The sequence below is a fragment of the Bradyrhizobium sp. SOJA106 genome, from assembly GCF_059448745.1.
The window spans coordinates 745,463-764,202 of the sequence record NZ_CM182549.1; the positions used below are offsets into that span (position 1 = coordinate 745,463).

Annotated in this window: 16 protein-coding genes; 6 read left to right on the forward strand and 10 right to left on the reverse strand. The window is 64.2% G+C overall.

Features of this window, described 5'->3' with window-relative positions; all coding sequences use genetic code 11:
- Window positions 1-247: 247 nt before the first annotated feature.
- Window positions 248-1,192 (reverse strand): penicillin-insensitive murein endopeptidase, encoded by a 945-nt coding sequence (gene mepA / locus AC5V87_RS03530; RefSeq protein ID WP_495370029.1) that lies wholly within the window; start codon window positions 1,190-1,192, stop codon window positions 248-250.
- Window positions 1,193-1,638: 446 nt separating this feature from the next.
- Here mepA and AC5V87_RS03535 point away from each other — a divergent pair, with 446 nt between their 5' ends.
- From AC5V87_RS03535 to AC5V87_RS03545, 3 genes are all read left to right on the forward strand, one after another.
- A complete protein-coding gene (locus AC5V87_RS03535; RefSeq protein WP_456841334.1) occupies window positions 1,639-3,837 on the forward strand; it encodes a putative bifunctional diguanylate cyclase/phosphodiesterase in 2,199 nt (732 codons plus the stop codon).
- Window positions 3,838-4,057: 220 nt separating this feature from the next.
- Window positions 4,058-4,576, forward strand: coding sequence for a hypothetical protein (locus tag AC5V87_RS03540; protein ID WP_456841333.1), 519 nt, complete (start codon window positions 4,058-4,060; stop codon window positions 4,574-4,576).
- Between the two features lie 180 nt (window positions 4,577-4,756).
- Window positions 4,757-5,173: an SRPBCC family protein gene (locus tag AC5V87_RS03545; RefSeq protein ID WP_456841332.1), complete on the forward strand. Its 417-nt coding sequence runs from the start codon at window positions 4,757-4,759 to the stop codon at window positions 5,171-5,173.
- Between the two features lie 27 nt (window positions 5,174-5,200).
- Here the strand turns inward: AC5V87_RS03545 and AC5V87_RS03550 are convergent, their stop codons facing one another.
- Window positions 5,201-6,724 (reverse strand): FAD-dependent monooxygenase, encoded by a 1,524-nt coding sequence (locus AC5V87_RS03550; RefSeq protein ID WP_495370030.1) that lies wholly within the window; start codon window positions 6,722-6,724, stop codon window positions 5,201-5,203.
- A gap of 274 nt (window positions 6,725-6,998) precedes the next feature.
- Window positions 6,999-7,382 carry a cupin domain-containing protein gene (locus AC5V87_RS03555; protein ID WP_495370032.1) on the reverse strand — a complete coding sequence of 128 codons (384 nt, stop codon included), beginning with the start codon at window positions 7,380-7,382 and terminating at the stop codon, window positions 6,999-7,001.
- Window positions 7,383-7,825: 443 nt separating this feature from the next.
- Here AC5V87_RS03555 and AC5V87_RS03560 point away from each other — a divergent pair, with 443 nt between their 5' ends.
- Together AC5V87_RS03560 and AC5V87_RS03565 are read left to right on the forward strand one after the other, a co-directional pair.
- Window positions 7,826-8,725: a Crp/Fnr family transcriptional regulator gene (locus AC5V87_RS03560; protein ID WP_456841329.1), complete on the forward strand. Its 900-nt coding sequence runs from the start codon at window positions 7,826-7,828 to the stop codon at window positions 8,723-8,725.
- An 854-nt stretch (window positions 8,726-9,579) separates the two neighbouring features.
- Window positions 9,580-9,897 (forward strand): hypothetical protein, encoded by a 318-nt coding sequence (locus tag AC5V87_RS03565; RefSeq protein WP_456841328.1) that lies wholly within the window; start codon window positions 9,580-9,582, stop codon window positions 9,895-9,897.
- Window positions 9,898-10,078: 181 nt separating this feature from the next.
- Here AC5V87_RS03565 and AC5V87_RS03570 read toward each other — a convergent pair whose 3' ends face one another.
- From AC5V87_RS03570 to lepA, 3 genes are all read right to left on the reverse strand, one after another.
- On the reverse strand, window positions 10,079-10,306 hold the full coding sequence (locus tag AC5V87_RS03570; RefSeq protein WP_456841327.1) for a hypothetical protein: 228 nt from the start codon (window positions 10,304-10,306) through the stop codon (window positions 10,079-10,081).
- A gap of 352 nt (window positions 10,307-10,658) precedes the next feature.
- Window positions 10,659-11,390, reverse strand: coding sequence for an alpha/beta fold hydrolase (locus AC5V87_RS03575; RefSeq protein WP_495370033.1), 732 nt, complete (start codon window positions 11,388-11,390; stop codon window positions 10,659-10,661).
- A 383-nt stretch (window positions 11,391-11,773) separates the two neighbouring features.
- A complete protein-coding gene (gene lepA, locus AC5V87_RS03580) occupies window positions 11,774-13,585 on the reverse strand; it encodes a translation elongation factor 4 (RefSeq protein ID WP_456841325.1) in 1,812 nt (603 codons plus the stop codon).
- 114 nt (window positions 13,586-13,699) lie between these two features.
- On the opposite strand from lepA, the gene AC5V87_RS03585 reads away from it, so the two are divergent.
- Entirely contained in the window at window positions 13,700-15,325 is a 1,626-nt protein-coding gene (locus tag AC5V87_RS03585; RefSeq protein ID WP_495370034.1) for a glycosyltransferase family 39 protein, read from the forward strand.
- Between the two features lie 94 nt (window positions 15,326-15,419).
- On the opposite strand, the gene AC5V87_RS03590 is transcribed toward AC5V87_RS03585, so the two are convergent.
- The 4 genes from AC5V87_RS03590 to AC5V87_RS03605 form a co-directional block, all read right to left on the reverse strand.
- Complete coding sequence (locus AC5V87_RS03590) at window positions 15,420-15,737, reverse strand: HPr family phosphocarrier protein (RefSeq protein ID WP_456841323.1); 318 nt, start codon at window positions 15,735-15,737, stop codon at window positions 15,420-15,422.
- A complete protein-coding gene (locus AC5V87_RS03595) occupies window positions 15,734-16,135 on the reverse strand; it encodes a PTS sugar transporter subunit IIA (protein ID WP_024339151.1) in 402 nt (133 codons plus the stop codon). Before AC5V87_RS03595 ends, AC5V87_RS03590 begins: the two co-directional genes overlap by 4 nt.
- A 208-nt stretch (window positions 16,136-16,343) precedes the next feature.
- Window positions 16,344-16,793: an HPr kinase/phosphorylase gene (locus AC5V87_RS03600; RefSeq protein WP_456841322.1), complete on the reverse strand. Its 450-nt coding sequence runs from the start codon at window positions 16,791-16,793 to the stop codon at window positions 16,344-16,346.
- Complete coding sequence (locus AC5V87_RS03605) at window positions 16,790-18,586, reverse strand: sensor histidine kinase (RefSeq protein ID WP_495370035.1); 1,797 nt, start codon at window positions 18,584-18,586, stop codon at window positions 16,790-16,792. Before AC5V87_RS03605 ends, AC5V87_RS03600 begins: the two co-directional genes overlap by 4 nt.
- Between the last annotated feature and the right edge of the window lie 154 nt (window positions 18,587-18,740).

Here is an 18,740-nt window from a genome sequence, read left to right on the forward strand (position 1 = left end):
GTCAAAGACGACCAAGCGCATGATCCGGAAAAGTGCGAAGCGGTTTTCCGAAAAGATCATGCGCAAACAACAACCTAAAGCGCGATGACGATTCATCCAAATCTCGTCGCGCTTTGACGCATTGTCGCGATGCGAACAATCAACTCGTTCGTCATTCCGGCCAAGCGCGCCCCAACCACCGCTGTCGCCCCTGAGCGGCGCGCGCTTGTCCGGGACGACGGCTGTCGGCTGATGGCAGTGGCTCGCCTTACGGCTTCGCATCCCCCGCATGCAGCACTGCCTTGCAGGCCGCGGGCATGTGCGCCAGCGTCATCGGCGGTTTCGGCTTCGGCGGTTCCGGCGGTGGCTTGGGATGCAGCACGGCGTCGCTGAACCAATAATCGAGGTCGGACGGCTTGCAGCCCTCGTCCTCGGATTGCGATGGTTGGCCCTCGCAGTCGCCGGCGCCCGCCGGGCAGCGCATGCGGATATGGAAGTGATAGTCGTGACCCCACCACGGCCTGATCTTCGACAGCCAGGAGCGGTCGCCCTTGGCCTCGCGGCACAGCGCCTTCTTGATCGCGGCATTGACGAAGATGCGCTGCACCGCCGGCTCCTGCGCCGCATCGCGCAGTACCAGCACATGGCCGGGTGTGAACACCTTCGGATCGACGTCGAGCCGGTCTGGCCGCACCATCATCACCGCCGACATCTCCTCGCGTTCCTCGCGCGAGAGCCGGCGGTCCGGCATCGGCGTCAGCCAGATGTCGGCATCGAGGCCGATCTGGTGGCTGGCATGGCCCGACAGCGCGGGGCCACCGCGCGGCTGGCCGATGTCACCGACCAAAATGCCCGGCCAGCCCGCGTCCTTGTGCGCCTTGGCAGCCAGGCGCTTGATCAGCGCGATCATATCAGGATGGCCAAAATAGCGGTTACGCGACAGCCGCATCACCTGCCAATTGTCGCCGTTGAGCGGCATCTGCACGGCGCCGCCGATGCAGCCCTTGGTGTAGGAGCCGATGACATGCGCCGGCCCCGTCGACGGCAGCAGTTTTCGCGCGAACAGCTCCTTGGCGCCGAGATGCGGATCGTTCGGATTGGCCAGCGGCGGCAGCGGTTTTGGGCTCACGCTGCCCTTGTCCTGGGCCAGCACGCCGCCGGCGGCCAGCAGCGTCATGACGAGCAGGAGGGGAGCGATGCGGCGGGGATTCATGCTGACATCCTTATAACCCAACGCCGCGTCAGGGTTAAGATTCGGCTTGCGCCGCCTCACGGCGCGCAACACCATGATCCATATTTCCAATGAGCCATTGCAGAATCCTGTGCCGGCCGGCCGATTTTTTAACGCCACGATAACCTTAGACTGCATTGACCAAAATTCGTGCGCGGCGTGCGGAATAGACCCGGCCCGCATGCAATCGCGCACGATCCCGGAAATGATTCACGCGGGCGCGCAATTTTGCGCCGGATCGCTTGCTGATTGCGACGCCCCGGCGGGCCTGGCGCGTCCGCAGCTGCGGACTGCGCCCTGCAAACAGGCAGAAAGGTGCGCGCGGGACCGGAACCCACCGTGGCCGCTCCGCCCAAGATTACTTTTTTTTCAGACACTTGCCCCAAGACTTTCGGGCGCTGGGCGCGACTGGGACATGTGAGTTGAGTTTGGGGTCTCGAAATCCGACAAAGCGAAAGCGCAAATCGCGCGCTGCCGGCGCGCCGCGCAAGCCGCGCTTCGCGCGCGCGCCGCATCCGCCAATTGCCCAAGACGAGCTGGTGCGGAGCCGCGCCGAGGCGGAGGCCGCGGTCGCGGATGCGCGCAAGGCCCACGAGCGGCTGCGCCAGGCCATCGATATCCTGCCCCAGGGCATCGTGTTTCTCGATGCCGAGGGCCGCTACGTGCTCTGGAACAGGAAATACGCCGAGATCTACAGCAAGACGGCGGACCTGTTCGCCGAAGGCGCGCGTCTCGAAGACACGCTGCGCGTCGGCGTCGCCCGCGGCGACTATCCCGAGGCCATCGGTCACGAGGACGAGTGGATTGCCGAGCGGCTGCAAAAGCTCTATCAGCCCGGCGCGCGCCATGAGCAGAAGCTGGCGGACGGCCGCGTCATCCTGATCGACGAGCGGCTGACCGACGACGGCGGCGTTGTCGGCCTGCGTGTCGACATCACCGAATTGAAGCAGCGCGAGGCCTCGTTCCGCCTGCTGTTCGACGGCAATCCCGTGCCCATGATCGTCTGCGCGCTGGACGACGAGCGCATCCTCGGCGTCAACGACGCCGCGATCGCGCATTACGGCTATAGCCGTGCCGAGTTCGAGAAGCTGACGATCCGCAGCCTTCAGGCCTTCGAGAGCGAGCCGCCCTGGACCACCGACCCGACCGGCGTCGAGCAGGCTGGCCGCACCTGGAAGCACGTCAAGGCCGACGGCGCGCTGATCGATCTTGCGATCTATTCGCGCGAACTGACCTATGCCGAGCGGCCCGCGGTGCTGCTCGCACTGATGGACATCACCGAGCGCAAGCGCGCCGAGGCGCGGCTCGCCTTCATGGCCCAGCATGACGGGCTCACCGGCCTGCCAAACCGCAACCTGCTGCGCCAGCAGGTGGACGAGATGCTGCTGCACACGCGGCGCAGCGCCGAGAAGGTTGCGGTGTTGATGCTGGGGCTCGACAATTTCAAGGCGGTCAACGACACGCTGGGACATGCGATCGGCGACAAGCTGCTGCGCGGCGTCGCCAAACGGCTGCGCTCGACCTTGCGCGACGAGGATGCGCTGGCGCGCCTCAACTCCGACGAGTTCGCGATCGTGCAGAGCGGGCTGGCGCGGCCCGAAGATGCGGTGGGTCTCGCAAAACGCCTGCTGGAGGCCATTTCCGATCCCTATCTGTTCGACGGCCATTCCGTGGTGATCGGCGCCTCGATCGGCATCGCGATGGCGCCGGGTGACGGCGAGGAGTCCGAGAAGCTGCTCAAGAGCGCTGACATGGCGCTGTCGCGCGCCAAGCAGGATGCGCGCGGCAGCTTCGCCTTCTTCGAGGCCGCGCTCGATGCCAAGGCGCAGAGCCGCCGCAAGATCGAGGTCGAGCTGCGCGATGCGATCCAGGCCGACGTGCTGCGTCCCTATTACCAGCCGCTGATCGACCTTCAGAGTGGGCGCATCACCGGTTTCGAGGCGCTGGTGCGCTGGCCGCATGCCGAGCGCGGCATGGTCTCGCCCGCCGAGTTCATCCCGGTCGCCGAGGATACCGGCCTCATCAATCCGCTCGGCGGATTGATGCTGCGCCGGGCGTGCCTCGATGCCGCGAGCTGGCCCGACGACGTCCGCGTCGCCGTCAATCTGTCGCCGCTCCAGTTCCGCAGCGGCCATCTGCTCTCGATGGTGACGGACGCGCTGAAGCACTCCGGCCTGCCGCCGCGCCGGCTCGAGCTCGAGATCACCGAGACGCTGCTGCTGGAGAAGAGCGCGCAGGTGCTGGCGACGCTGCACGCGCTGCGCGCGCTCGGGGTGCGCATCTCGATGGACGATTTCGGCACCGGCTATTCCAGCCTCAGCTATTTGCGCAGCTTTCCGTTCGACAAGATCAAGATCGACCAGTCCTTCGTGCGCGACCTCGGCGCCAACCGCGAAGCGCAGGCCATCATCCGCTCCATCGTCAGCCTCGGCAAGGGCCTTGGCGTCACCATCACCGCCGAGGGAGTCGAGACCGAAGCCGAGCTCAGCTGCCTCCGCGCCGAGGGCTGCGACGAAGGCCAGGGTTTTCTGTTCAGCAAGGCCCGCCCCAACGCGGAGATCATCAGCCTCCTGGCCGCACAGCGCGGCATCGACGCCGCCGACGAGGCCGCCGCGCTGGTGGCTTGAAGCATGCTGCCCTCGGCCAGCGCCGCGCCTGCTTTGAACCTTTCCGGCGTCCGGGCGCACCAATGGCGCGCAAGCCCCGACAAGCCGCGACGAAGGAATGCGCGATGAAGGCCTTGAAAGCATCGATCCGAGTCGCGGTCGCAGCGCTCGTCCTGAGCCCGTCGCTCAGTGCGCCGTCCCACGCCGAGTTCGCGCGAAGACAAGGCCGATTTGACCAGCCATGCGTAACTTGATTCCCGCCACCGCCGAAAATCGTCCGGTTCGCTCCATTCTCGCAGGCCTGATCGCACTCGCCGTCGCGGCGAATGCCGCGCCTGCCATCGCCAGCGAATGGCGTTACGGCTGCCGGGGCGTGCTGCCCAGCGGCGATGCACCGATCATCATCTTCAATCGCTCCTCGCTGATCATGCTGCCGAAGGGCTGGGTCGGCGGGCCGCTGCTTGCTGCGGTCAACGATGAGCTTTTGAGCTCGCGCTTCAGCGCAGCCGACAACAATTCGGGGCTTGCCACGACGATGGTGTTCAAGCGTGACGGTCATCCCGACGAGAAGCTGACCCTGACTGAGACGTCGTCGAAGACGATTTCCGATGTTAACCGTCCGGCCGGCAATCAACCGCGCTCCGAGCAGATCACCACCTACCGCAAGGTTTATCGGTGGGTGAGCGATGGCATCTATCAGGGTCCATACGACATCAAAATGGACTGCATCAATTACGAGCTCTCGGCGCCCCGTCGCTAGCTTTGCCGGGGAATGACAGCTTTCCAACTTTTTTGCGCATTGACGGCCGGGCCATGTCGGCATGGACCGGTCTCGATCGTCTTTATGTCGACACGTCCCGGACGTGCTGGAGATGGACCCGGCGCAGGTGACGTGATTTTGTCGATTCGAGCCGTCAAGGTCGCAACCGGAGCAATGCCCATGAGGATCACCGTCGAAACCAGCGTCGCCGCCCCCATCGATCAGGTCTGGCGTGCCTATACGACGCCTGCCGACATCGTGAAGTGGAACGCCGCGTCCGACGACTGGCACACCACCAGAGCGACGGTCGACCTGCGGGAGGGCGGCGCCTTCTCCTCGCGCATGGAGGCCAAGGACGGCAGCATGGGCTTCGACTTCGCCGGCACCTACACGACGATCGTCGAGCACAAGCTGATCGAATATGCCTTCGGCGATCGCAAGGCCGAAGTCGAGTTCGTGCCCGGCCCGAAGGGCGTCACTGTCCGCGTCGTCTTCGATGCCGAAGCGACCCACTCGGTCGAGCAGCAGAAAGGCGGCTGGCAGGCGATCCTGGACAATTTTACACGCTACGTCGAGGCGAAGCAGAAGGCGTCGTAGGGGCGGGCGCGACGGCGCACCTTCTCATCAATCGGGTTGACCGAACCATCGCACCGTGGCGCGAGCCGCTTCCTCGAGATCGGGCGGCTCCCCGCCGGCCCATGCCACGATTCCGTCCGGGCGCACGAGCAAGGCGCTCAACCCGAGTCGATCCTCAGGCTCGCTGGCAACATGATCGATCCGGCCGCTCCAGCGGCGCGCAAGCGCTTGCAGCGATGGTCGGACGTCGAAGTCCAGCAGCAGCCCTCGTCCTGTCCTGAGCAGCTCGCCCAGCCGTCTGCCACCGGCCAGTACGAAATCGGGCGCGCTGCGGCCCACCAGCGGATGGGCATCGCCGAGATCGTAGCGCAGCAAGACGCCCCAGACGCGCTCGGCGAAATAGGTCGCGCCGTCGCGCGTGCCGATGAGATCACGGATGATCGCCTCTAGCGCGCGCGAGCTCCTGCTCGGACGCATGAGAGCGACCTGGGCGCGCGACCAGTCGAGGATCTGTGCTCCGACCGGCTGGCGCTCAGCCGCATAGGTGTCGAGCAGGCCGGCCAAAGCATTGCCGCGAATGGTCGCGGCGAGCTTCCAGCCGAGGTTCATGGCGTCGCCAAGGCCGAGGTTCAGGCCCTGGCCGCCCAGCGGCGAATGGACGTGGGCAGCATCGCCCGCCAGCAGGACGCGGCACTTGCGATAGCAGGTCGCCTGATAGGCGCGGTCGGTCCAGGTGGTGGCGAGCCGAAGGGCAATTACGTTTACATCGAGGCCCGAGATCTTGCGCAGCACCGCCTCGATATGATCGCGGTCCGGTTCGCTGCGGTGAGCGGCGCCACCGTCGAAATCGACCATGGCGATCGTGCCGGGCGCCGCATAGGTGTACATGCCCGACGCCGTGTAATGGCGGCCCGGCGTGAGCGCGGCCGGGTCGGCCAGCTCGACCAGCGCGGAATAGCCGGTGAATTCCGGATCAGTGCCGGAGAAACCGATACCGGCGGCCTTTCGCACCATGCTGCGTGCGCCGTCGCAGCCGACCAGCCAGCGGCCCTCGGCCATGCCGCCAGCCGTTGCAACGGTGACGCCATCGTCCGATTGCGTGAGAGACTCGACGCCGCAGCCGCGCCGGATCTCGACGCCCAGCATCCCCGCGCGCGTGGCGAGAACGGCCTCGATGCTCGCCATGTCGGCTGCGACGCTGCCGATGGGACTGGGCAGGCGATACGGCCATTGCGCGCTGTCGATCTGGTCGTGGAAGAACTGGATGCCGGCGAAATGGCCGCCCGGGCGGCGCTGCTGCTGCATCCAGTGCGCGGCCGCCGGCGTGCCGCGGCCGGCGGCGCGGCGTGTGAGATCGTCCAGCAGGTCGCGGCGATCCAGGCTCTCGATGGTCGGCACTGAAAGCCCGCGCAGCCCGAACGGCAGGCCCTTGAGCGGCGAATGCGGATCCTGCGCCTTCTCCAGCACCAGCACCGAGCAGCCCGCAAGCCTGAGCTCACAGGCTAGGAACAGGCCGACCGGACCTGCTCCGGCAATGATGACGTCATAGGGGATGGTGTCGGGATTTTGCATGAAAAGCTCCGTTGTCGATCTTCGACTGTCGATGTTCGACCGGAGCGTTTCCCGAACCCGAGACCTCACGGACGAACGAGGGATCACCTGATCGGCGACCGTTGTTCGTCGTGGGGATCTCGGGCGCGAGCCCAAAGACCAGAGCTTTCGTTACCGAAAGGACTTGGGCTTACCAGACCAAGTCTGCCTTTTCCGACATGGCCATTTAGCGTCGGAGCGCGGCTGCGTCAACGGCCGGCGGGCCGCGCTTCGCAGAGCCCGTCCATCTTCCGTGCTATTTCGCCGGCGTGTCGTAGAGCGGCTTGCCCTTGTCGACGACGTGGACGGTCAGCAGCCTGAGCGTCTTGTCACCAACGACCTTGTAGGCGCCGTGCGGTACGTCCCGGACGTTCAAGCCGACCGAACCCGTTGGAATCGGCACCTGCTTTCCGTCCGGCAGTTCGATCGTGCCTCCTTCGAGGAAGTAATAGGATTCGTCGCCATGGTGGATGTGCCGGGTCGACGTCTCTCCGGGCTTTATTTCGCTGATGCTCGTGATGATTTCCATGTTGGTGCCGGTCAGATCGCCCCGCTTCAGCTCCTTGCGGAAGGGGGAGTCCTGAGCGCTTGCGGTCGTCACCAACAATGAAGCTAAGGCGGTTGCTACTAAGATCTTCATGGAATGCGTCCTCCCTGAAATAGTCCGTCTCGCCTTTACGCTGCCCAGCTTCGCGGAATTCCCGGTAAACGGCAAGGTTGTCGGCGGGAGGTGCTACATCCGCCATCGCGATTGGTCGGAGACGATAGGGATGCGAACCATTGGCCTGATCGGGGGCTTGCTCCCTCTCCCGCAAGCAAGCGGGAGAGGGAGCCCAGTGCCGATGCCGCCGCATCGTGCAAGCCACATGCGATAGCCCTGCCCGTCAGGGCGACGATTTTGCCAGGGCTCAATCATCAACGAGCTGCCTCCCCATCAGGGCGATGGTCTGCTGAGCGGCAATAGTATGATTTATGCGAGCTCTCGCGATGATGTCGGTGAGCTGTCCGCAATGATCCGTGCTTGATCTCGACAGATGGCTCTGTTTGGATGATCTTGTTTGGTAACGCGTATTTCGGGTCATCATGGCAGATGAAGCAAGTGGCGGCCGTCGCCCATTGGGTGTTCCTTCGCACGAAAGCATCGCGACCGTCCCCCGGACTGGTATTGATGGAAACCGGCTGCTGGCGGCGTTGCCGCCGGCGGACCTCGCCTTACTGACGCCGTACTTCCAGAAGGTCTCGTTCGCACCCGATACTGTCCTGGTGCGATCGGGCGATGAGCTCGACCCGGTTTATTTTCCCCATAGCGGCGCAATCGCCTTCATGCTCGATATGCCCGACGGGCAGTCGGTCGCGACCACCTTGATGGGACGCGAAGGCGCGTTGGCCTCGTTCTCGGTGCTCGGCCCGTCGCTTTCGTCCGTGACCGCGGTTGCTCGCGTGGCCGGCACAGCATCGCTGATTTCCGCCGCCAAATTCCGGGCTGCCTACGCGCAGAGCGCGGCGATCAGGAATGTCGTGCAGGTTCACGCCCGCGCGGTGTTATTGCAGCTCCAGCACGTTGCCGCATGTAACGCGCTGCACCGGGTTGACGGGCGCATGGCGCGGTGGCTCCTGCAGCTTCATGATCGCCTTGCCGATGACCTCCTTCCCGTGACGCAGGAGGCGCTTGCGCAATTGCTCGGAGTGCGTCGCCCGACAGTGACCCTGACGATGAACAGGTTGCGCGCGGCCGGCGCCGTCCCGTCCGACCGGCGCGGGTTTATGAAAATTGATCGGGCGCGGCTCGAGCGCGTCGCATGCGATTGTTATGCGCTCATGCAGCACACCATCGACCGGATGTATTGTCAGGAATTATCGGCGGCCCAGCCTGCCCAGCCGCCGTTCCGGCAAAGTGCCATCGCCGCCTCCCATGGAGCGGGTGGTGAAGCAGAACCGTTTCGCGGGCGTGACAATCGAGAGCAGAGCCTGCAATCGCGGTGATCGTCCGTCGGGTCGTGGCGAGGCGCTGTCTGATCAACGCGGCACGCACGGTGCGCTACAGCCCGAAGCCCCGGCTGATGTCCCGTATAAGACTGAGCGCGGCCTCGGTATTGCGACCATAGAAGAGCGCTCGGTCGAGCTGAGAAAAGATGCCCATTCCGAACAGCGCTATAGCAATGCCTCTAAGCATGGTTGTGGACCGGGTTTGAACGATGCTGTGAAGTTCAAAACGGCCCCAGCCGCAGGATGGGGGTAACAGCCGGGGCCGGCATTCCCATTCCAATGTGCCGCAATCGGCGGTGGGCGGCACTCTTCAAGTTAGGCACACAGAGCCTAACAAACTATGTTGTTCGCATTCACCCTGCGACGGCCGCGGCTGGTTGTGTGATGCTAGGCTCTCGATGAAGCGGTGACCCAGCCGGACGATGTTCGAAACCATCGAGCGCCGCATCATCGGCCAAATGCTCCCAATACTCAGCTTCGGCGAGCAGCTTCCAACTTCGATCAGGATGACGCATGGCTGTCTGACGGCATAATAGTGCCATCGCGCGCAGGCGACCCGCAGTGTCCATCTACTCCTCCCGTTATATTTTTGTTGATTACACCCTATTTTCTTTTTTTGCGTCGGAGTCATTACGATTATGACGCAAAACTAATTTTCACTTTCCAAGCGCGATTCGACTTTCGCTACATCTTCGAATTGCATTCCGAGCACGACCCGGCGCAATCCAGTGCCAAGTCGCTTTGCCGACCCTACGACCGATCGCAAGATGCGCCTTTCGGCAATTGCGTTGGAACAAGGAAAACCTTGGGAAGTTCGCGTGTTCAGGGGGAGCAAGCCGTGGAGGATGAACATGCGAACAGCAATTCTCGCGTTGATCGTCGTTGCCGGAAGCGCAATGACCTTCCAGGCAACGGCCCAGGAGCAAAAGGCCGCCCCCAGTGAACAAACCAAGCAGGAGATGCGGCGCGATGTAGACCAAGGGCCCAAGGCTGGCGAGCCAAACGAGCAGATGCAGCGTGATGCGGACAAAGGGATCAAGACCCGCAACTCCGGAGAGTCCGGATACGTAGCCGATCAAGACAAGCCAGGTGCTGCGGCGCATGCTCCGGGTCGACCGGGAGGTGAGCAGACCACGGGTTCGGCTGGCCAGACCAGCGCTCCGAAATAGAATTCTTGGCTCGTAGCTCGATGGGTCGAGCGGCTTGTCCGCCGTAGCTCGAAAAGCGAAGGCGGAAGCGAAACCCATCGAGCTTCATGCTCCCGATTGGATCGAGCTGACAAGGATGACCAGGTATTGCGTACCCGCGCCGGGGCCATGGGTTTCGCAAGAGTTCAACCCATCCGAGCTCTCAGATGACGGCTGCGGCCAGCAGGGAAGCGCCACCAAGTGCGACCAGCACGAGGCCGGGCCAGTTCGATTTGATGCCGAAGCCGCCGCCCGGCGCTGTAGGTTCCAGCGTGTCAAGTCCGGAGCGAAGTCGCTTGGTACCGCTCAGCCGGCCTCGCCAGATCGGCTGAAATGCCATCTGGAGCACGCCGACCAAAACAAGGAGCGCACCAAGCCATATGAGGGTCATGCTTGTCTCCTGCTCAGTCCACAGCGAGAGCTTGCTCCACGCGGAAGCCGCCGCCCCTTCGAGCAGCATTCGTCCGGCTCGCGCACGACCGGCCGTTCATCATCCCGGTGCCCGTCACCGTCGGAAACGTCACCCAACCTGGATGGTTCCTCAGGCGCAACTTGATGGGACGGGCGGAGTTCGGATGGGTCGAGCGGCTTGTCCGCCGTAGCTCGAAAGAGCGAAGGCGGAAGCGACACCGTCAAGCTTCCTGACAATCGAATCGAGCTACCGACAATGACGAATACCGCGCCGGCCAGTCAGGCGATGGGCTTCGCAACAGCTCCACCCATCGAGCTTGGTCAGACCGGTCTCAAGCTGCTTTGGTCAACACCTCGGTCAACCATTCAGGCTCGACGATCATGACCGAGTGGCCGGACGTCGTGTTTTCGAGGACGGTCCAGGAACTGTCCGCCTTGCACTCCGCTGCCGCTTTGTCCATGGCGGCGAGCTGGAATCTCGGTAAGCGGATATAGGTTTTCTTGGCGACCTTTTCGCGTGCTCCCGAAAGCTTGACTGGCTGCAGGAATGTGCCGATGGGGTGTGGAGTGACCTTCGACAACACCCAGGCAACATCCTTCGGATCGTTGAATGCATTCGGAGGCAGCGCTTTGGGAGCCGGACGGCTGATCGCGCCCTCTTCGATCGGGAAGGAGACCAGGTCTCGAAACGACTGGCCGTCCGCGGGTTTGATCGCATCGACCCAGACGATGGACGACACCCGGCTTCCGATGCGCTCGAGCGCGCCCGATGCCGGACAGCCGCCATAGGAATGTGCAACGAGGCAGATGTCCGTCAGGTCCTCCCATTCGACGAGATTGGCGATGTCGGCGATGTGCGTGTCGAGGGTGATGTCCTTGTTCAGAAGGTGTGAGCGCTCCGCCAATCCGGTCAGCGTCAGCGGATAGACGCGATGCCCCTGCTTTTGCAGGCGTTCCGTGACGCGATGCCAGGACCAGGCGCCGTAATATGCGCCGGGGACGAGCACATAGGTTCTTTGGGTCGATTGCGCGCGGGCCGGAGTGACGAATGCGCTTGAGGCCAATGCAGAGGCCGAGCCTGCTGCAGCGCCAAGCAGCCTGCGCCGCGTGATGCTTGAACGGACCATGAAATAACTCCGTCGGGTTGAATGATTGATGCTTGAAACATGCACGTCCCTGAGCGCGCAGGGGCATTCCGGAGAAAATGACGACCAACGCCACCGGCAGTCGAGATGCTACGTTGCGATGAGCGCGCGCATCACACACCCTGCGATGCTGCCACCATACGCCTGTTTTGCCCGACGGAGCAAATGGATTTCGTAAAATCGAAAAAGCGCAATCCCGCCAAGGGGCGGCTACTGTGCATGGGGTTGTTTTCGCAACTTGTTTGCCGGCCGGGGACCGGCTGTTGCCCGGCCCGGAGACGGGGTCCGTCCCACCTCCCGGCTCAGCTATCCACCTTCAGCGCGGCGATGAAGGCTTCCTGCGGGATGTCGACCTTGCCGAATTGCCGCATCTTCTTCTTGCCTTCCTTCTGCTTCTCCAGAAGCTTGCGCTTGCGCGTGATATCGCCGCCGTAGCACTTTGCGGTGACGTCCTTGCGCAGCGCGCGGACCGTCTCGCGCGCGATCACCTTGCCGCCGATCGCCGCCTGGATCGGGATCTGGAACATGTGCGGCGGGATCAGCTCCTTCATCTTCTCGACCATGGCTCGGCCGCGCCCTTCGGCGCGGGTGCGGTGGACCAGCATCGAGAGCGCATCGACCGGCTCTGCGTTGACCAGGATCTGCATCTTGACGAGGTCGGCCGGCTTGTAGTCGGTGAGATGATAGTCGAACGAGGCGTAGCCCTTGGAGACCGACTTTAGGCGGTCGTAGAAGTCGAACACGACCTCGTTGAGCGGCAGGTCGTATTTCACCATGGCGCGCGAGCCGACGTAAGTGAGCTCCTTCTGCGAGCCGCGGCGGTCCTGGCACAGCTTCAGCACGCTGCCGAGATATTCGTCGGGCGTGAGGATCGTAGCCTCGATCCAGGGCTCGTCGATCTCGGCGATCTTGACCACGTCGGGCATGTCGACGGGATTGTGGATCTCGAGCTCGGTGCCGTCGGTGAGCTTCATCTTGTAGATGACGCTCGGCGCGGTCGCGATCAAGTTGAGATCGAACTCGCGCGACAGCCGCTCCTGGATGATCTCGAGGTGGAGCAGACCGAGGAAGCCGCAGCGGAAGCCGAAGCCGAGCGCGGCGGAGGTCTCCATCTCGAAGGAGAAGCTGGCGTCGTTGAGGCGCAGCTTGCCCATCGCGGCGCGCAGCGTCTCGAAGTCGTCGGCATCGACCGGGAACAGGCCGCAGAACACCACGGGGATCGCCGGCTTGAAGCCCGGCAGCATGTCCGCGACAGGCTTCCTGTCGTCGGTGATGGTGTCGCCGACGCGGGTGTCGGCGACTTCCTTGATCGCGGCGGTGATGAAGCCGATCTCGCCGGGGCCGAGCTCCTCGACCTGCTGCATCTTCGGCGTGAAGAAGCCGACGCGCTCGACGTCATAGGCCGCGCCCGTGCCCATCATGCGCACGCGGCTACCCTTCTTCATGACGCCGTCGACGACGCGGATCAGCACGACCACGCCGAGATAGACGTCGTACCAGCTGTCGACCAGCAGCGCCTTCAAGGTCGCGTCGCGATCGCCCTTCGGTGGCGGCAGGCGGGTGACGATGGCTTCCAGCACATCAGGCACGCCGAGGCCGGTCTTGGCCGAGATCATCACTGCGTCCGAGGCATCGATGCCGATGACGTCCTCGATCTGCTGCTTGATCTTCTCGGGCTCGGCCGCGGGAAGATCGACCTTGTTCAGGACCGGGACGATCTCGTGATTGTTGTCGAGCGCCTGGTAGACGTTGGCGAGCGTCTGCGCTTCGACGCCCTGGCTGGCGTCGACCACGAGCAGGGAACCCTCGCAGGCCGCCAGCGACCGCGAGACCTCGTAGGCGAAGTCGACATGGCCGGGCGTGTCCATCAGGTTGAAGATGTAATCCTTGCCGTCCTTGGCGCGATACGACAGGCGCACCGTCTGCGCCTTGATGGTGATGCCGCGCTCGCGCTCGATGTCCATGGAATCGAGCACCTGCTCCTTGCCCGCCATCTCGCGGTCGGAGAGCCCGCCGGTCATCTGGATCAGGCGGTCGGCCAGCGTCGATTTTCCATGGTCGATATGGGCGACGATGGAGAAATTGCGGATGTTGGAAATGGGGGCGGTCGTCATGGGCGCGGGATACCACTCACATCCCCGTGCGGCAACCATATTGCTGTATTTTCAGGGTCTTTGTTCACGCCAAGCTGATTCCAAGCGAGGCCAAAACGCGCTAGCAAGCGGGCCATGTCGACCACCTCTCTTCCCACGGCCAGAGCGCGGGCGAAGACCCGCTTGAGTTACAACCGCTTCCGGTCCTGGCTGGTCGCCTGTGCGATCCGCCCCGAGGCGCGGCTGTGGCTGGTGATGCAGCTCGCCATCCTGCATGCGGTGCTCTGGACCTTCATCCTGATCAATCTCAAGGCAGCGCAGGACGTTCATATGGACGTCGCAGAAGCCTACGGTTGGGGTCAGCAATTCCTCTGGGGTTACGGCAAGCACCCGCCACTGTCGGGCTGGATCGCGGGGCTCTGGTTCAAGGTGTTCCCGGCGGCGGACTGGGCGACCTACGCGCTGGCGATGGCGACCGTCGGCGTCGGCATGGTGATCTGCTGGCTGATCGCCTTGCGCGTGGTGGATGCGCGGCGCGCGTTCCTGGTCGTGGTGATGGTCGCGCTCTACCCGATCTTCAATTTCAAGGGTTTCAAGTACAACGCGGACTTGCTCCAGCTCGTCACGCTGCCGCTGCTGGCGCTCGCCTATCTCGACGCCTTCGAGAAAAGAACGTGGCAATCCGGCATCTGGCTCGGCCTCGCCGGCGCGCTGGCGCTGATGACGAAATACTGGGTGTTGACCATGATCGGCGCCATCGGCCTTGCCGCGCTGATTCATCCCGAGCGGCTGCGCTTGCTGTCCTCGCCGGCGCCGTGGGTGGCGATCGCGACCATGGTGGTGGCGATGATCCCGCACATCGTCTGGCTGGCAGAGGCGCATTTCGTGCCGCTGACCTATGCCGGCGACACCTACAGCCTCGATGATGCTGGCCTCGTGCATCAGCTCGTGGCCGGCTATGCCCTGCACAATGTCGCGCTGCTCGCGCTGCCGGTGGCGCTCGGCGCGCTGGCGATGGCCCTGGTGCCGCCTTGGCTCAAGCTGCTCGTGCGTGCGCCCTCGCGCATCGTCACGCGGGCCTGGGCGCGCGGTGAAAATCCAGGCGTGAATCTTTCGCAGGCGCTGAATGTCTGGATCGTCCAGATCATCGTCGCGGTCGGCCCGCCGCTCGGCGCGCTCGCCTTCAGCATCTACATGAAGACGGACTGGGGCATCTCGCTGTTCTTCCTGGTGCCGCTGGCGCTGGTCGCGATCCCGGTGCTGCGGGTGCAGAGCGCGGTGCTGTTCAACATCGCCGCGATCTGGCTCGTGCTGAGTGTCGCGACGCTCGTAGCCTCGCCCTGGATCGCCGCGCGCGAGATGGCGGCCAATGCCGGCAACGCACAGATCTATGGCGCGCGCTCGGAGCTCGCGCGCGAATTGACGCAGGCCTGGCACACCCGCTTCGGCTCGCGCTGGGCCGTCGTTGCCGGCACGATGGAACAGATCCAGCCGCTGGTGTTCTACAGCCCGGATCATCCGGCGGCGTTGATGCCGCTAGAGGCCTGGGACTCCGGGCTGACCTCGCGCGAGAACGCCAAAAAGGACGGCTTCATCGGCGTGTTCGACCCGACCGACGGCCGCCTGCCGGCCTTCGAGAAATGGGTGTCCGAAGTCGCGCCGAACGCCGAGCGCATCGTGATGACCACGCGCCGGTTCACCCACGGCAAGGCCGGCCCGTCAATGAGCTGGAATATCTACATCGCCCCGCCGGGAAAGTGACCGAAGGTCATTCCGGGGCGATGCGCAGCATCGAACCCGGAATCCCGAGATTCCGGGTCTAGTGCTGTGGCACCATCCCGGAATACGGTGCGGCCTAAACCCCTTCTTCGTTGAACTTGCTCTCGACGAGCTCTGTGATCGCGGCAAGCGCAGCTTCCGCCTCAGAACCCGTCGCCGCGACCGTGATCGTCGTGCCGGGTCCCGCCGCCAGCATCATCAGGCCCATGATCGAGGTGCCGCCGACGGTCTCGCCGCCGCGCGTCACCCACACTTGCGCGTCGAAGCGCTCGACCGCCTGCACGAACTTCGCCGAAGCCCGCGCATGCAGGCCGCGCTTGTTGATGATCAGAAGCTCCTTGGAGATCGCGCCCGCGGGCACGCCCGTCCCCGCTTGTGGCGCCTCTTCGCTCATTTGCCGGCGAGCACGCGGCTGGCGATGGTGACGTATTTGCGGCCCGCTTCCTGGGCCATCGCGATTGCGTCGGGCAGCGAACGCTCCTCGCGCACCTTGGCAAGCTTCACCAGCATGGGAAGGTTGATGCCTGCGAGCACTTCGACCTTGGGCCGGCTCATGCAGGAAATCGCAAGGTTGGACGGCGTGCCCCCGAACATGTCGGTGAGGATCGCAACGCCGTCGCCGGAATCGACGCGGTTAACCGCTTCGATGATGTCGCTTCGGCAGAGATCGGAATCATCTTCGGCGCCGATCGTGATCGCTTCGATTTGCTTTTGTGGGCCCATGACATGCTCAAGCGCTGCCTTGAATTCGTCGGCAAGGCGCCCGTGGGTCACAAGTACTAGACCAATCATCGGAAAACTCCTCGCGGGCGCTTTTGGTGCACCGCACGAACGCGCCACTTTGACCATCCAGAGCCCCCGCGCAAGAGGGGATGTTGCGTATCTCCCTGAATCTAGACGGATGGATGAGGGGAGCTGCGCCGGTCTACTCGGCCGCGATAGTGGGGTTCATATGGTTACCATTTCCCTTCAAACAATCGCCTGACGGCTTAGCAGAAGGTTAACTCTTGGTAGTGGTCAAGGCCGCAACAACCAATGGAAGGGACGAATAGTCGCGGCCGACGGGGATTCGCGGTATTTCGACACCAAAAATGCTGGTTTTCAGGGATTCGGCGGGCGGCAGTCGTTCGGCGTCCTGGGCGTCCAGATCAACCACGAGGCCGACGGTCGCACGCTTCACGAAATCGCAGCGCCGGATTCCGAGACCCCGGATCTCGATCAGGCCGGCCAGTGTCGGCGCGGGACTGACTTCAATTTCCTGGCCGACTGTCGCCAGATGGACACGGTCGTCGCCCACCAGAACGGCCCGTTCGACCAAGCCTGATCGCCCCGCCATGATCAAATCGAAGGCAAGGCGCGACTTGCCGGAGCCCGACGGACCGCGGATCAGCACCGCCAGAGTCCCCACCTTGACTGCGGAGGCGTGAATGCTGGGCCCGCCGTCGCTCATAGCGTCGGCAGCCTCACCACGAAGCGCGCGCCGGCAACGGTCGGCGCGCCATCCTCGTCCACCGGGCCGGCTCGGTTCTCGGCCCAGATGCGTCCGCCATGGGCGTCGACGATCTGCTTGGAGATCGACAGGCCGAGGCCGGAGTTCTGGCCAAAGCCCTGATGCGGCCGGTCGGTATAGAAGCGCTCGAAGATGCGCTCGAGCGCATCGTCGCGGATGCCGGGGCCGTCGTCGTCGACCACGATCTCGATCTCCCCGCGCACGCGGCGGCAGGTGAGGCGCACCTTGCTGCCGGGCTCCGAGAACGACTGCGCGTTGGAGAGCAGGTTGGAGACCACCTGTCCAAGCCGCGAATCGTGGCCGCTCACGGCAAAGATGTCGGTCGGGCCGCGGCCCTCGAACCGTGTGTCGACCGCGACGTCGTGGCCGAGCTTGGTCTCGTTGGCGACGGAGACGAGCGTCGTCAGCAGGCGGCGCAGATCGACCGGAATCGCATCCTGACGCTGGAGCTCGGCATCGAGACGGCTGGCGTCGGAGATGTCCGAGATCAGGCGGTCGAGCCGCTTGACGTCGTGCTCGATCACCTCGAGCAGGCGCGCGCGGCTGTTCTCGTTGCGCGCCAGCGGCAGCGTCTCGACCGCGGAGCGCAGCGAGGTCAGCGGGTTCTTCAATTCGTGGGCGACGTCGGCGGCGAACATCTCGATCGCTTCCATGCGGCTGTAGAGCGCGCTGGTCATGTCGCGCAGTGCGCCGGAGAGGTGGCCGATCTCGTCGCGGCGGCGGGTGAAGTCGGGAATCTCGATGCGGGCCTTGATGCGCCGGCGGACGCGCTCGGCGCTGTCGGCGAGCCGGCGCACGGGCCCGGCGATCGTGCTCGCCAGCAGCAGCGACAGCATGATCATGACGGCGGCGGCGACGCCGCCGACCTTCAGGATGGCGAGGCGTTCGGCGGTCACCATCTGGTCGATTTCGTCGCCCTGGGTCGAGAGCATCAGCGCGCCGTGGATGGCACGCGAGCGCAGCACGGGCACGGCTACCGAGACGATCACCTCGCCGCGCGAATTGACCCGCACCATCGAGCGCTTCTGTCCCTGGAGCGCGTCGCTCACCTCCGCATAGCCGTTGCCGTTCTCGCGCCCGAGCTCGCGATACAGCGGCAGGTCGCCGCGGTTCAGCCAGGTGCGGATCGCGACCATGCCGCGCTCGACGAGGCCGGGCTTCTGCGAGGGCGGCGGCAGCGGGAAGCTCAGCACGTTGTCGAGGTCACGGCTGTCGAGCAGCAACGTCCCATAGGGATCGAAGATCCGCGCGCGGGTCTTGGTCGGCGAGATCAGCGTGCGCAACACCGGCGCCACGCGCTCCGGGTTGATCGGGAAATCGAGCGAATCGTCCGTACCGCCATAGCTGTCGCCGGTCTTGAGGTCGAGCAGGCGGTCGGGATCGATGGTGATGGCGTTGGTCTGCACGGTGGCCGAGGCCGCAATCGCACCGGCGATGATCTCGCCCTGCACCAGCAGGCTCTGCGCGCGCGCGTCGATCAGGCCGGCGCGGAATTGCGACAGATAGAGGATGCTCGCCACCAGCGCGACGAGGCCGGCGAGGTTGAGCGAGACGATGCGGCGGGTCAGGCTCGAGAAGGACAGCGCGAAGAAGAACTGCCCGGCGCGCTTCAGCCAGTTCAGCGGCCGCCAGCCCTGCGCGGCAGGCTTGTCGTCGGCAACGTGCTCCGGAATGCCGTTGGATCCGATATCCCCGGCGTTCTGGTTCTCGTCAGGCTGCGTTCGGTCAAGCAATGCTTACTCCCGCGTTAGGACATCTCGTGCGGAAGGGTCCTCGCATCCTAGAGCATGATCCGGAAAAGTGTGCAGCGGTTTTCCGAGAGGATCATGCTCAAGCAATCACCCAAAGAGCCATCCCGGCCGTGATGGAATCAGAACCGGCGATGCT

Excerpts from the sequence above, each read along its gene's own strand:
- AC5V87_RS03560 (WP_456841329.1), top strand. The coding sequence starts at position 7,826 with ATGGCAGATGAAGCAAGTGGCGGCCGTCGCCCATTGGGTGTTCCTTCG.
- AC5V87_RS03590 (WP_456841323.1), bottom strand. The coding sequence starts at position 15,737 with ATGAGCGAAGAGGCGCCACAAGCGGGGACGGGCGTGCCCGCGGGCGCG.
- AC5V87_RS03595 (WP_024339151.1), bottom strand. The coding sequence starts at position 16,135 with ATGATTGGTCTAGTACTTGTGACCCACGGGCGCCTTGCCGACGAATTC.
- AC5V87_RS03585 (WP_495370034.1), top strand. The coding sequence starts at position 13,700 with ATGTCGACCACCTCTCTTCCCACGGCCAGAGCGCGGGCGAAGACCCGC.
- AC5V87_RS03550 (WP_495370030.1), bottom strand. The coding sequence starts at position 6,724 with ATGCAAAATCCCGACACCATCCCCTATGACGTCATCATTGCCGGAGCA.
- AC5V87_RS03570 (WP_456841327.1), bottom strand. The coding sequence starts at position 10,306 with ATGACCCTCATATGGCTTGGTGCGCTCCTTGTTTTGGTCGGCGTGCTC.
- lepA (WP_456841325.1), bottom strand. The coding sequence starts at position 13,585 with ATGACGACCGCCCCCATTTCCAACATCCGCAATTTCTCCATCGTCGCC.
- AC5V87_RS03565 (WP_456841328.1), top strand. The coding sequence starts at position 9,580 with ATGCGAACAGCAATTCTCGCGTTGATCGTCGTTGCCGGAAGCGCAATG.
- AC5V87_RS03600 (WP_456841322.1), bottom strand. The coding sequence starts at position 16,793 with ATGAGCGACGGCGGGCCCAGCATTCACGCCTCCGCAGTCAAGGTGGGG.
- AC5V87_RS03540 (WP_456841333.1), top strand. The coding sequence starts at position 4,058 with ATGCGTAACTTGATTCCCGCCACCGCCGAAAATCGTCCGGTTCGCTCC.
- AC5V87_RS03545 (WP_456841332.1), top strand. The coding sequence starts at position 4,757 with ATGAGGATCACCGTCGAAACCAGCGTCGCCGCCCCCATCGATCAGGTC.
- mepA (WP_495370029.1), bottom strand. The coding sequence starts at position 1,192 with ATGAATCCCCGCCGCATCGCTCCCCTCCTGCTCGTCATGACGCTGCTG.
- AC5V87_RS03555 (WP_495370032.1), bottom strand. The coding sequence starts at position 7,382 with ATGAAGATCTTAGTAGCAACCGCCTTAGCTTCATTGTTGGTGACGACC.